Annotated in this window: 13 protein-coding genes and 1 pseudogene; 4 read left to right on the top strand and 10 right to left on the bottom strand. The window is 42.6% G+C overall.

What is annotated here, in order from left to right; translation table 11 throughout:
• Window positions 1-559: pseudogene (locus A1D16_RS18665) on the top strand (hypothetical protein); the annotation flags it as partial.
• 1 nt (window position 560) lies between these two features.
• Here A1D16_RS18665 and A1D16_RS18670 read toward each other — a convergent pair.
• On the bottom strand, window positions 561-1,283 hold the full coding sequence (locus A1D16_RS18670) for a head GIN domain-containing protein (RefSeq protein WP_290712322.1): 723 nt from the start codon (window positions 1,281-1,283) through the stop codon (window positions 561-563).
• A 111-nt stretch (window positions 1,284-1,394) separates the two neighbouring features.
• Between A1D16_RS18670 and guaA the strand changes: the two genes are divergently transcribed.
• From guaA to A1D16_RS21790, 3 genes are read left to right on the top strand one after another with little or no spacing between them, the layout of a single operon-like run.
• Window positions 1,395-2,930: a glutamine-hydrolyzing GMP synthase gene (guaA, locus tag A1D16_RS18675; RefSeq protein ID WP_290712324.1), complete on the top strand. Its 1,536-nt coding sequence runs from the start codon at window positions 1,395-1,397 to the stop codon at window positions 2,928-2,930.
• Window positions 2,931-2,949: 19 nt separating this feature from the next.
• Entirely contained in the window at window positions 2,950-4,161 is a 1,212-nt protein-coding gene (locus tag A1D16_RS18680) for a hypothetical protein (RefSeq protein WP_290712326.1), read from the top strand.
• 10 nt (window positions 4,162-4,171) lie between these two features.
• A complete protein-coding gene (locus A1D16_RS21790) occupies window positions 4,172-4,315 on the top strand; it encodes a DUF2256 domain-containing protein (RefSeq protein WP_366207062.1) in 144 nt (47 codons plus the stop codon).
• Window positions 4,316-4,500: 185 nt separating this feature from the next.
• Here A1D16_RS21790 and A1D16_RS18685 read toward each other — a convergent pair whose 3' ends face one another.
• The 9 genes from A1D16_RS18685 to A1D16_RS18725 all read right to left on the bottom strand — a co-directional run.
• Window positions 4,501-5,103, bottom strand: a complete 603-nt coding sequence (locus tag A1D16_RS18685) for a hypothetical protein (RefSeq protein ID WP_290712328.1) — start codon at window positions 5,101-5,103, stop codon at window positions 4,501-4,503.
• Window positions 5,104-5,190: 87 nt separating this feature from the next.
• Window positions 5,191-6,111 (bottom strand): archaemetzincin, encoded by a 921-nt coding sequence (locus A1D16_RS18690; RefSeq protein WP_290712330.1) that lies wholly within the window; start codon window positions 6,109-6,111, stop codon window positions 5,191-5,193.
• Window positions 6,112-6,299: 188 nt separating this feature from the next.
• Window positions 6,300-7,388, bottom strand: coding sequence for a HigA family addiction module antitoxin (locus A1D16_RS18695; protein WP_290712332.1), 1,089 nt, complete (start codon window positions 7,386-7,388; stop codon window positions 6,300-6,302).
• Between the two features lie 11 nt (window positions 7,389-7,399).
• The gene (locus A1D16_RS18700) at window positions 7,400-7,732 is read right to left on the bottom strand and encodes a type II toxin-antitoxin system RelE/ParE family toxin (protein WP_290712334.1); all 333 of its coding nucleotides are present in this window, start codon (window positions 7,730-7,732) and stop codon (window positions 7,400-7,402) included.
• Window positions 7,733-8,444: 712 nt separating this feature from the next.
• The gene (locus tag A1D16_RS18705; protein WP_290712336.1) at window positions 8,445-8,741 is read right to left on the bottom strand and encodes a hypothetical protein; all 297 of its coding nucleotides are present in this window, start codon (window positions 8,739-8,741) and stop codon (window positions 8,445-8,447) included.
• Window positions 8,742-8,805: 64 nt separating this feature from the next.
• Window positions 8,806-10,356, bottom strand: a complete 1,551-nt coding sequence (locus tag A1D16_RS18710) for an ATP-binding protein (protein WP_290712338.1) — start codon at window positions 10,354-10,356, stop codon at window positions 8,806-8,808.
• 2 nt (window positions 10,357-10,358) lie between these two features.
• Complete coding sequence (locus A1D16_RS18715; protein ID WP_290712339.1) at window positions 10,359-10,892, bottom strand: hypothetical protein; 534 nt, start codon at window positions 10,890-10,892, stop codon at window positions 10,359-10,361.
• Window positions 10,892-11,086, bottom strand: a complete 195-nt coding sequence (locus A1D16_RS18720) for a hypothetical protein (RefSeq protein ID WP_290712341.1) — start codon at window positions 11,084-11,086, stop codon at window positions 10,892-10,894. Before A1D16_RS18720 ends, A1D16_RS18715 begins: the two co-directional genes overlap by 1 nt.
• A gap of 11 nt (window positions 11,087-11,097) precedes the next feature.
• On the bottom strand, window positions 11,098-12,061 hold a 964-nt coding region (locus tag A1D16_RS18725), incomplete at its 5' end, for a hypothetical protein (RefSeq protein ID WP_290712343.1).

A 12,061-nucleotide genomic window follows, 5' to 3' on the forward strand; every position in this document is an offset into this window, starting at 1 on the left:
GTGGAAAGGATGGTATAGAAATGGCCAGCCAAGATTTATCCGCACCTACAATGCCACCAAACTGCAACGGATCAAACAGGAAATAAAGAAACATCCCAAACATGTTTTACTGCCGCTGGCACTGGAGGCCCGGCAAAATAAAGCGGCGTTTACACAGGCCACTTCCCCGATTCAGTCGTTCTGGCATCTTTATGGGAAACGACACGAGGAAAATCCACCTGTTCCGGTAGATAGCCTGGTGCTTGCCAGCCTGCAGTTCAATGAACAGGCAGGCGACAATGCCTATATGGCGCCGTTCAAAGAATGCCTGCACCATGGCCTGTACATGAATTATTTTCCCAATGGACAGGCAAAGGACTCCGGTTATTATAAAAACGGTTTACGAGAAGGCCACTGGGAACATTGGCTGAGTAAGGGCTTGTTAAGGGCATCCGGCACCTATAAACACGGAAAAAGAAGCGGCACCTGGTCTTATTACGATCCGGAGGGCCGGATCCGTTCACTGGCCACCTATAACCGAAATGGAGCGTTGGTGCACCAACAATTTTATGACCCCTAGATCATTCGATTTTACGCAAATTGCCACTGCCTTTGAAGTCTGTGCGGATCGTAGGGTTGCCTTTATAACTAACATCCCCGCTGCCTTTTACATCTACTTCCAGGTTTTTGCTGGTATTTACGCTGGCATTTCCACTGCCTTTGATATCTACAAACGCTTCTTCCGACTGCAGCTCCACGGCATTCAGGTCGCCGCTTCCGGTACATTCCAGTTTCAGTTTACGGGTTTGTCCCTTTAGGGTAACATTTCCGCTGCCATAAATGGAGGCACTTAGTTCGGGTGCTATAATTTCAAGCCGGATATCACCACTTCCTTTGGTACCTACCTCAATAGGCTCATCGTTTTTTAATACAGATTCGGAAATAATATTACCAGATCCGTAAGAAAACACTTCCTTATAACGGGGGGCTGTTACTTTAATTCGCACATCCCGCGTTGGACGCAGGTTAAATCCATTTTCAGTGGCTATTTTAAGGGTAGAGCCATCAATATAGGTTTCTATTTTGGCCAGGATATTCTCCTCCCCTTCCAGGGTTATACCCGCCTGGTCTCCGACCACCAACTCCACATCGAAACTACCTTTTTGCTCTACAGATTCAAAGGCCCCCGGCGTACGCGTATCGGTGGTAACATGGCCGTTGCCGTTTACTTTTTTACCGGTGTTAAAAACGCAGGCGGTCCAACTAAGACAGGCAATGGCCAATACTGTAAGAAATGCTTTCATGTGTGGTTGTTTCGTCAAAAAAACAAAAATATTTACAGTCTTAGACGCTCTCTGCCCTAAAAAGTTACCAGAAGCAGCAGCGCTGGAAAAAGATTGTAACTTTGCGCCACCATGACTGAAAAAATTCTGATCCTCGATTTCGGCTCTCAATATACTCAATTGATTGCCAGGGCTGTACGGGAGGCCAATGTATACTGCGAAATTATCCCATACCATAAACCATTTACGTATGAACCCGGCTTAAAAGGAATTATCCTGTCAGGATCTCCTTTTTCCGTTAACGACGAAAATGCCCCGGATGTGGATATTGCGGCAATGATTGCCCGCCTCCCCGTTTTAGGTGTTTGTTATGGTGCCCAGCTAACGGCTAAAAAATTCGGCGGCCGGGTAGAGAAAAGCAGTAAGCGGGAATATGGCCGCGCATTGTTACAAATCCGCCAGGAGGACCGGATTTTTACCGGCATGAGCCAACAAAGCCAGGTATGGATGAGCCATGCCGACAGTGTAAAAGAAATACCAGAAGGGTTCGAACTACTGGCAGATACGCAATCCATTCCGGTTGCTGCGTTTAAGAAAAAAGACGATCAACAAACCCTGTACGCGGTACAGTTTCATCCAGAGGTATACCATAGCATAGAAGGCAAATTGCTGATCAGAAATTTCCTGGTAGAAGTTTGCGGATGTGCACAGGATTGGACGCCCGCCCACTTCATTACAGACACGGTAGCCGCCTTGAAAAAACAAATCGGCAATCGTAAAGTAATTATGGCATTAAGCGGTGGGGTAGACAGCACGGTTGCAGCTACCCTTATCTCTAAAGCCATTGGCGATAATTTATACGGCATTTTTGTTGACAATGGGGTATTGCGCAAAGGAGAATTTGAACAGGTACTGAACACCTATAAAGAGCATTTACACCTTAATGTAAAAGGGGTGAATGCGAAAGACCGGTTTTATACCGACCTGGCTGGTAAAACCGATCCTGAAGCAAAGCGGAAAGTGATCGGAAAACTCTTCATTGATGTTTTCCAGGAAGAAGCCAAAAAAGTAGCGGGCATTGAATTACTGGGGCAGGGAACCATTTACCCCGATGTTATTGAAAGTGTATCCGTTCATGGTCCGTCAGTAACCATAAAATCACACCACAATGTGGGTGGATTACCGGAACAAATGCATCTTGAACTGGTGGAGCCCCTGCGTTATCTTTTCAAAGATGAAGTGCGAAAAGTTGGTCGGGAGCTGGGTATTCCCGCTGAATTGATCGACCGCCATCCATTCCCCGGCCCCGGCCTGGCAATCCGTATCCTGGGTGAAATAACAGAAGAAAAAGTTAAACTGCTGCAGGAAGCTGACCACCGATACATCTCCGGGCTGAAAGAACACAACTTATATACTACAGTATGGCAGGCTGGTGCAATTTTATTACCGGTTAAAAGTGTGGGGGTAATGGGCGATGAACGTACCTATGAGTACACCGTTGCGTTAAGAGCCGTAACTTCCGTAGATGGAATGACGGCCGATTGGGCACATTTACCCTATGATTTTCTGGCACACATTTCGAGTGATATCATCAATAATGTTCGGGGCATCAACCGGGTTGTATACGATATCAGCAGCAAGCCACCGGCCACCATTGAGTGGGAATAATTAACTAAATCGTCTGTAAATGCGCTATTTAAGCAGGTTCTTCTTCTGGATAATTGCATTGATGCTTTCCTTTTCTGTTAACACCATTGCCCAGGATAGCAGCCAGGCGATCGCTATTTATAAACAGGCCCCCAAAAAACAGGTGGTTACCTTCCTGTTGCCGCTTTACCTCGATTCAGCGTTTGACGCCGCGGGGGCTTACCGTTTTGGCAAACAGTTTCCGCGTTATTTTCTACCCGGACTCGAATTTTATGAAGGGGTTCAACTGGCAATAGATTCACTGAACAAGGAAAAGGTGGAGCTGGATGTACATATAATCGATACCCGCTCCAGGCGAAAGATAGCTGAAATATTACAGGACCCGGCGGTGCAGGAAGCCAGTTTGCTGGTTGGGCATATTACCAATAATGAAATTCGGCCGGTAGCTGATTTTGCCAATAAAAAGCAGGTGCCTTTTATCAATGTAAATATTCCGAATGATGGTGGGGTAACCAACAACCCTTATATGGTCATTCTGAACAGCACCTTATCTACCCATGCGGAAGGTATTTACAAGTATCTCGATAAAAACAGGGGACAATCGCCGGTTATTGTATTTACCAGAAATGGCACACAGGAAGACCGCCTGAAAGGATACCTAACCGATGTGGAGAAATCCAATCCCAAAGCAGGCCTAAAACTGAAATATGTGACGTTACCTGCCAGCTTTAAAGCAGAAAATCTCCTGCCTTATTTCGACAGTACCAAAACCACTTTTGCCGTTGCGGGCAGCCTTGATGTTCAGTTTGCACGTAAGCTGGCAAGCGAGCTGGCAATACTTAATAAAACCTACCCGATGCAGGTAATGGGTATGCCAACCTGGGATGGGATTCGTGATTTTGAAAACGATGAATACAAAGATCTTCCCATCCTTTATACCATTCCCTTCAACCCCATCCGTACCGATTCACTCAGCAGCTCCATCATCAATTACTTCAAAGACAAGTTATTTGCGCGGCCGAGTGATATGGTTTTTCGCGGGTACGAAGTCATGTACCGGTTTGGCAAGATGATAGCTGAACAGGCCCCCAACGTAGCATTGGGATTGGGTGAGAAAAAACACCAGGTATTTACTGACTTTGACATTCAACCGGTACTGCTGAACAAGCAACAACAGCAGTTAGATTATTTTGAGAATAAGAAAGTATATGTGGTGCGGTTGTTGAACGGAATGGTTACCACAGTGAATTAATTTTCATGGAATGAAAGCTGTTCGCAAAGAAAATCTTCCGCAAAAGATTTGTGTAACCTGTAATCGCCCCTTCACCTGGAGAAAAAAATGGGCGAAGGTTTGGGAAGAGGTAAAATATTGCAGTGACAAGTGCAGGATGGAGAAAAGAAAGTGATACCCGCAATACGCCGACTACGGAACACCCGTATAAGACGATTGTGGTTGATTGCTAAATCAGACAAAATCAATTGTAAACTGCTTTGCGTACTAATATCAACTAACAGAAACTGGTATTGAACAATAAATGTCAAGGGAAAGTGTACAACTTTTTGTCGACATCAGCCTGATAGTAGCAGGCGCTCATCCTTGTAGCATCACTACAACAATGAGTAAAAGTCCGCCAGCAATTACAAAAGCAGGACTAAGTTTGGGTCTTTTCCTGGAGCTCCAATAAATAAAGCCAACGAACATTAAATAAAGTCCTATCGGAACTCCAATTTCCCGATCCTTTATAGCCCTATTATTTGCCTGCCGCCAATTTAGATACTCATGCCCTGCTTTAGAGAGTCCATAGATCTCTATATAATTATCGAAAATAGATATATTATTCATCGCTTGAAATGCAGAACTATCCATCTTAACATTTACTGTATCGCCTGATTTGATGTTTCTTATAATTTCGGCTTTGATAAATTCACTAAAATCAAAGCCAGCAATCTGAAATGGTTTATCATAGCCTTGCGCGTATATGACAATTTTCCTTTTACCACGTCTTCTCCTAACAACTACCGGATCTTTGGAAAGAATCAAATTATTGATAATAACCGGCTTTGGATCATCCTCATTAATATGCTGTGAGTATTCTGGTAGTAAATAAAAAACAATCGCAATAACTACACCGGCTATTGAAAGCCATAAATAGAGAAGCCGTTCCTCTTTCCAGTCCATTTTTTTCCGTTGCATACCTTACTTACCAGGTTTATTTTTGTTTCAATGCACGCATATCGTTGGTTTGGTCAGTGTAAAATAATGGATTCTCCTTTATGAACGCTAGTCATTAGCCGTTGGCCCCACTACTTCTAAATCTTTATGAAGATCATGGGCATCAGACGCTAACCCTTTTTTTTGCAAAAACTCCTTCAACTGTTTTAAACGAACCAGATTTTTGTACCTAAGATTCCACTGAAGCTTTTGCTGACATACTGAACATAAACGCAGTGGCATTAAATCTGATTCCGCCAGGCTATTCGAACCATTCATTACACAGACTGCTGATAAACAATGCTTTATCGAAAACATATGCCCTATCTCATGCGAAGCCGTAGCAATTATCCTGCGAAGGCAGGTTTGATACGAACGGGGCTCCTCAGCATTACAGTTATACCTATAAAACGAACTTACCCCAACCCTATTCGCGTAAGATGCCATACCAAATACATAATTCCAGTTCTTTCCAGGATATAAGTCTTTTGACGTAAGTCCCAACAATGCGTATCCATCTACTGGCTTAGTTTGGACCAGAATAGTGTCAATAATAAATGTTGTTAACAGTTGTACATTATTTGCTCCTGTCTTCCGTTTTGCAGAATCAGGAATAAGCGCCTCCGAGACCGAGGGTAGATTTTCAGTAGGGAGTTGAAAGAATAAAGAAAGGTAAACCTGGATATCTTTTAAACATTGCTGTTGAGTATTGTTAAATGTTCCAATCTGAAGCAGGTATATTTTGTGAAAGTCGTCTCTGGCTTGCAATTGCCCTTGTTTACAATAACGATCAAAGGATTGATTCTCTTCAACATGCCGGGCTCTCCATTCACCGGGTTTTGGAACTGGCAATTTGATATCATTAACAGAGATGACTTTAAAGTAGTCCTTACCTTTATTTCTCTTACCGTTACCCGCATTACAGGAAATCAGCAAAGCACAGCAAACAACAACCTGCAGCATTCTTAGCGAAAAAAAGGTGTTAACCATATGGTTACATTTACTTTTCCAACCCAAAATTCAACCATACTCACCTCATACAAGTGAACCTATAAAACATCTCTCAGGTACCACTATTTGTAGCAACCCTAAAAGGCTAAAATATCAGTTTGATTTCATCCCTGCAATTGAGCTTATTGGTTGCAGTGATTATAGCTAATATCATCAGGTGTTTAAAATTATGAAAATATTACCGGCTCAAAATAATTGCGGCCCAGTGAAAAAGGTATTAACTTCTTATGCTGTAATCTACCAATAATGATAGCAGGGTGGGTATTAAACTGTTTTGCAAAAGCCCTGATATCGTCTTCACTGAGTGGGGCAGCATTTATGATTTCAGCTTCCTGCTCTTCCGTTAAGGTCCACTTACAGGCAAACTCGTCTGCTTCCCGCTCCTTTTCCAGGTCTTTGTCAGAATAGTCTACCTTTTCCAAGAAAATATCTTTTTTGCCATGTAATAAAATATGCCCGGCCTCGTGAAAAAATGTGAACCAGAAACTATCGTTCCGTTTGTAGCGGCCTGTTAATTGTATGAGGGGAGTATCCTTTAACCAGCGGGTGGAACCACTGATGGGCGCTTTGTTAATGCAAGGGGTATGAACTACTTTAACCCCCGCGTCAAGACAAATAATTTGCAATTGGTTAAAGAAATCTTTTGGATGTGTTGCCATAATTGATTTTAAAGCTGGCAGGGTCTCTTTAAATTTTTTTTCGGAATAGTTATTTGCTACCAATTCAGCGGCCTGTAACTCGCCTTTGCGAAGCCATGCCGAAATTGCATAGGGCTCATTGGTTTGCGCCAGTGAAATGCGGAAGGCTACCTTGAGTTGCTGGCCAAAATAATACTCTTCCCAGCCCGTGTGGTCGCTAAACCCAAAAAAAGCCAGCATCGCCATTGTTTTTTCCTGCATTGTACCAACGGGTGGCAACCACCCTTTCTTTATCATATCTGACAGTGGAAACAGTTTTGCCCAGTCTACCGCTTCCTCAATGGTTAGTTTTTGTTTTTCTCTTGCAATAAACTCATCGTAGCTTCTTTGGTGGTTCATCCAGAAATTGGCAGGAATTCTGGTCACATTCTCAAACTGTACTGCCATATCAGGTGTAATAGCGCTTTTACCCGTCAGAACAGCAATGATGGTTTTTTCGGGTTTGCCGGCTCGCAGTGCAAATTCTTTAGGTCCCATTTCCATTTCTTCCAGTTTTTCAGCTAGGGTTTCACCCGGATGGAATACTATTGGAGGAACATATTGATTTTGTTTTGCCATGGTGTTGCTGTTTAATGATAATCTACCATCTCTATAACTTCTACGCCGGTAATTTTTAACCAGATGTATTGACCGTGTTCATTTACAGGGATAGGGTTTTCATGAGGAGTGAATACCAATCTGTAGGGGTGATCTAAATCACAGCTCCACTGTCCTTTCCGATCACCAGTCAATTCGTGAAACCTACCGGGCAGGTTTCTCAGGTCCTCCATGGTTGAGGCATCACGTAAGGCGTTGAGCCTTGCTACAAGTAGTTTTGCCCTCTTCTGACCCATCTTCTGCCGGCTCTTTTTATAGTCGGCTGCCAGTGTCTCCAATTTCCTATCAGCAAAAGTTATTTCCACCGCAAATATAATTATTTTCTGACTTACATAATGTGTAAGTTTTTCTCTTACCTAAATATCAATCCTAATTTCCACTTCTGTCCCATATTTACTTAGTGCACAAACACTTGATTATATAGAAAAGGAAGGTCAGCCATAATCGACTATTTCGGTCCTGTTTTTCACTCCTCTGCCCGAATAAACAGTAGTTCTTTCCTGATAATACAAATACGATGGCCCGGGAAAAATCCCGGCTTTTTCCAGCCAAACGATACGTAGGCCGATTATGCACAGGTTGGTTTCACTACAGGAATTACTTCGGACCCTGTGTCGGATTTCAAGTTCCCAATCTGCGTTCTGGCATAAAGTTGCCTCCTCTTCAGAGTACGCAAAACTTTAGGAAAAAAAGGCCGGCAGTACCGCGTATACTCAAGAAGACTTGTATGTGCACGACTTACACCCGCCCAACGCCAGACCATAGGTTAGCATAGATCATATCGGAGTTTGTCTTTTAGGATATACGCAACACAAATCTATAAAACGCCCCCCTTTTATCTACCGTTAAAACACCCAAAATGCATCCTACTTAGTTGTTTGATCCGGACAATAGAATTAGTGGTTCTTTTCGAAACAAACAAAGCTGCAAATGGCTATACAGCACAGGCGCGTAACAGACCCTTACCTGCTGAGGATGACACTGCCTAAAACGATACCTGGTTTGGCTGCAAACATTTCATCTTAATAAAAAATGCCGGAAAATCATAAAAACAGCCGGAACAATAAAGAATATAATAAAGCATATTTTAAAAAAAATAAGATAGCCAAGTATCTTCTGCCGGTGCCTAAAATCAAGTAAAAACCCATATCGTTCATTAACCTTTTGCAAAAACTCATTGTCGGGCAAATCTTTTGTCTCCTCTAAAAAAAGTGAAAACTGGTGCCTGATTTGTGGTCCCTGAATAATATCAAATTGCTGGCTATAGCGATTTATTTCCGCTTCAATTTTAGATTTGATAACCGTTGATTGCATAAACTATAGTACACTATATATTTTGGTGAAGAATTAACCGATAGGATTCCCTGCTTTTAAAAGATCAAATAATGATCGACCGTTTTCCAACCACTTTATTTTCCCTTATTGCATCCCAGGCAGCCCCCGAAGCAGGCACCGCTCTTTCACGCCCCCAGACCCGAATGGCTTCAATGCGTTCGGGACTGGTTCTGCTCAACGGTACAATATTTTTGAAACATTTCTCAAACAGGTCATCTGTGATAACTTTATTACCATGAATCACAGCTTGTATAGCTACGTCGCGCACAGCCCCTTCCAAATCAGACCCGGCAAATCCATCAGAAGCGCTAACCAATGCGTCAAGCGTTACTGAAGCAGGCATAGGCAACAAATTTCTGGTGATATACAACTCAATAATTTCCCTACGTTCCTGCTCGGCAGGTAAGTCAACAAAGAACAACTCATCAAATCTTCCTTTCCGAAGTAATTCAGGCGGCAATTTGGTAACGTCATTTGCAGTTGCCACCACAAAAACTTTTGCAGCGCTTTCCTGTAACCAGAAAAGAAACTGCCCAATCATTCGGGTTGTAACACCCGATGAATCATTCGAACCGGATGACAGCCCTTTTTCGATTTCATCAATCCACAATACACAGGGTGCAGCATTATCCGCTGATTCAAACGCCTCTTTCAACCTGTTCTCTGATTGCCCTACATACATTCCCTGCACGGCTGCAAAATCCAATCGGTATAGAGGAAGATTCCAGGAAGCAGCTATAAATTTTGCGGATAAGGATTTCCCACAACCTGGCACACCTACCAGTAATACTCCTCTTGGAGGTCGTAATTTTCGTTCTTTGAGATCAGCGGTTAATAGTTGCCTTTGATTGTCGAGCCAACGTTGTAATCCATTCAAACCCGCTACCGAAAGGGTGTTGGAATCGATCTTGACTTTCTCCAAACCAGAAATATCGCTGAATAATTTATCCTTCGCCTGGCTTAATTCTTTAATATCCTCCTTCCTGAGCGAACCCTTGGCCATTTCAGTAGCCAGCACGTTCTCTGCTTCGATTTTTGTCATATTGGCTAAAATCGTAGCCGCCATCCGATAATCAACTTCTTCCCATTCAATTGGAATAGTCTCTTTATATGGGGTAACGCAGCCCTTCACAACTTCCAGCATTTCCTCCTCATTTGGCGCATCAAGGGTCAATGTCATTCCCAACCGTTGTAACTGTGACCAAACAGTTCTGGTAGTAATGATACAAATACAGCCCCCCCTTTCTATGGCCTGTACCACGCAATCGTATATATGCCTGGACACTACATTATCGTCTTCTATACTGCTAACTTCCGTAAAAACAAACGTAAGGTTATGGCGTTGTGAAATATTCTGCACGGCGAAATCTATTCCGCCGGGTACCGATCGATCATCGTTTATCGACTTTCTTGTTTTTAGATCGATGGTGCCTTGCGACAAACTATGTACATAAATTGGTATGTTTATTTCCTCCGCCAACTGTTGCACTACGTCCAGCACCCTTATTCGTTCAATACTTCGGATGGTAATAAAAGGTATTCTTGCGCGAAACATGCGCAACAGATTCTTTTTAAACTCTGCTCTATTTGCCATACTTAAAAAATAATTTTCCTCCCCTTGCCTGGGATAATAGGGTTCCCCATCGGCTCAGTGGTCGTTTTATTAGCTGAAAATCCTGCTTGTATTTCAGGCAGCATAAACCTATCCAGGATAAGCAGCAATTTCTCTTGTCCATTTACCGATTTAATTGCCCTATCCTTCAAGGATTTTTTTGATTCTGCAACAAAATTTGACAGGTCTTTGCTTAGAATTTTTAGTAAGTCATCCGGAAAGGCTTTGATGCCTACAAATTTCACCAATGGCAATAAATTTTGTTTTCCGTCTCGCAATACAGCTTCCAACTCATCATCTGTTCGAATAGCATGCACCTGGAAAGAGCGTTGAAACTTTGTCAGCCAGCTTTCCTTTCGTTTTCGGTAGGTTTCTTCCACTCTTGCATAAAAGCGCTGGGCAGTACCTCCGTCAAGGGTAAATTGGCCTGCCTCCATCTGCTCTAAGGCTGTATCATCGCCGTTTCCAAAAACATCGAGTACAAGAACCCATTCCGCATAGGTGATAGGTGCCGACATTATTGTTTCTTCATTCTGGGGTTTATAAACTGGGTGGGAGGAAGGATATCCCAATCAGGAAAACTGGCATTATTAGCAGCAGCTTCCACTCTTCCCTGAAAAATATTTACAGCAAACCGGGTTTCCTTTTTAGTATTTCCGTCAGCACTTCCAGACTGAACGGTTCCTTCTCCGAAAAGCATTTTCTTTTCCATACTGTTAAAGATTAATTCAGTTGTAAAATATTTTTCGTGTCTTTAGATACACTTGAAAAATCCTCGGGCCGTATCTCCATCAACAACTGACGCAACAGTTCTGCTTTGGCGTCTTCCCCGGATGATTCTGCTCTGTAATCGACCGTCTCTGCAATACATCCTCTTAGCACTTCTTTTGATTTAGTCTCCCGTTCTTCTATGTTTTGTTTTATCTGCCGTTTAGCCTTTTTGTAATTATTGATGGCATTCCATATCAAAGCCCCGCCAATACCAACGCAAATTATGCCAGCAATAGCATGATAACCGAAGCTCCAAAAAGCTACTAAGCAAACCAATACTCCAATTAACAGGCTACCAGCAGGGAAAGACAACCTATTCAATTCAGTCTCCAGAATAGATTTCCAATAGTATTCGTGCTGCTGGATTTGTTCATTTTCGTCGGTACCATTATGAGTTGATGTATTAAATCCATCGATCACAAGTTCAATACTGGAAGGCAGATTGTTCCGGCTGTTAGCGGTAAAGGCATCATGTGCTTCTACAATCCAGGGCTGACTAATTGAAACTGCCAGGGCCTGGGTAATTTTTGTAGCTCCCGAAAGATCCGGGTTAAACGCTGCATTGGAAAGCAATTGTAAAAAATCGACCTTTTCGTCAAATATATATTTCTCCGCATCCAGTAAGTCTTGCGCTGCATATTTGTCGCCATCCATTTGAATGATAAGCTCATTCAGGCGTATCTGTTGCTGAAGTGGAAGCTCCTCATCATCGAAATTTGTAACCAATAAACTCAGAATTTCATCGAGCTGTACCTTAACTGATTTTGAAAAATCAGCTGAATAAGACAGAATATTCTTGAAATAAACCTCCAGAATAGCGTGTATTTTAAACTCTCTTATTGATTTATCCAGATGATCCCAATTAGTGGAAAATTTCTTCAACAAAGGATATTTCCCATCTGATAAAGGCATCTTT

This window comes from Flavihumibacter sp. CACIAM 22H1 (assembly GCF_001601815.1).
GTDB lineage: Bacteria > Bacteroidota > Bacteroidia > Chitinophagales > Chitinophagaceae > Flavihumibacter.

What these genes read in the sequence shown, in the direction of transcription:
- A1D16_RS18670 (WP_290712322.1), bottom strand. Translation starts at nt 1,283, where the DNA reads ATGAAAGCATTTCTTACAGTATTGGCCATTGCCTGTCTTAGTTGGACC.
- guaA (WP_290712324.1), top strand. Translation starts at nt 1,395, where the DNA reads ATGACTGAAAAAATTCTGATCCTCGATTTCGGCTCTCAATATACTCAA.
- A1D16_RS18680 (WP_290712326.1), top strand. Translation starts at nt 2,950, where the DNA reads ATGCGCTATTTAAGCAGGTTCTTCTTCTGGATAATTGCATTGATGCTT.
- A1D16_RS21790 (WP_366207062.1), top strand. Translation starts at nt 4,172, where the DNA reads ATGAAAGCTGTTCGCAAAGAAAATCTTCCGCAAAAGATTTGTGTAACC.
- A1D16_RS18685 (WP_290712328.1), bottom strand. Translation starts at nt 5,103, where the DNA reads ATGCAACGGAAAAAAATGGACTGGAAAGAGGAACGGCTTCTCTATTTA.
- A1D16_RS18690 (WP_290712330.1), bottom strand. Translation starts at nt 6,111, where the DNA reads ATGGTTAACACCTTTTTTTCGCTAAGAATGCTGCAGGTTGTTGTTTGC.
- A1D16_RS18695 (WP_290712332.1), bottom strand. Translation starts at nt 7,388, where the DNA reads ATGGCAAAACAAAATCAATATGTTCCTCCAATAGTATTCCATCCGGGT.
- A1D16_RS18705 (WP_290712336.1), bottom strand. Translation starts at nt 8,741, where the DNA reads ATGCAATCAACGGTTATCAAATCTAAAATTGAAGCGGAAATAAATCGC.
- A1D16_RS18710 (WP_290712338.1), bottom strand. Translation starts at nt 10,356, where the DNA reads ATGGCAAATAGAGCAGAGTTTAAAAAGAATCTGTTGCGCATGTTTCGC.
- A1D16_RS18715 (WP_290712339.1), bottom strand. Translation starts at nt 10,892, where the DNA reads ATGTCGGCACCTATCACCTATGCGGAATGGGTTCTTGTACTCGATGTT.
- A1D16_RS18720 (WP_290712341.1), bottom strand. Translation starts at nt 11,086, where the DNA reads ATGGAAAAGAAAATGCTTTTCGGAGAAGGAACCGTTCAGTCTGGAAGT.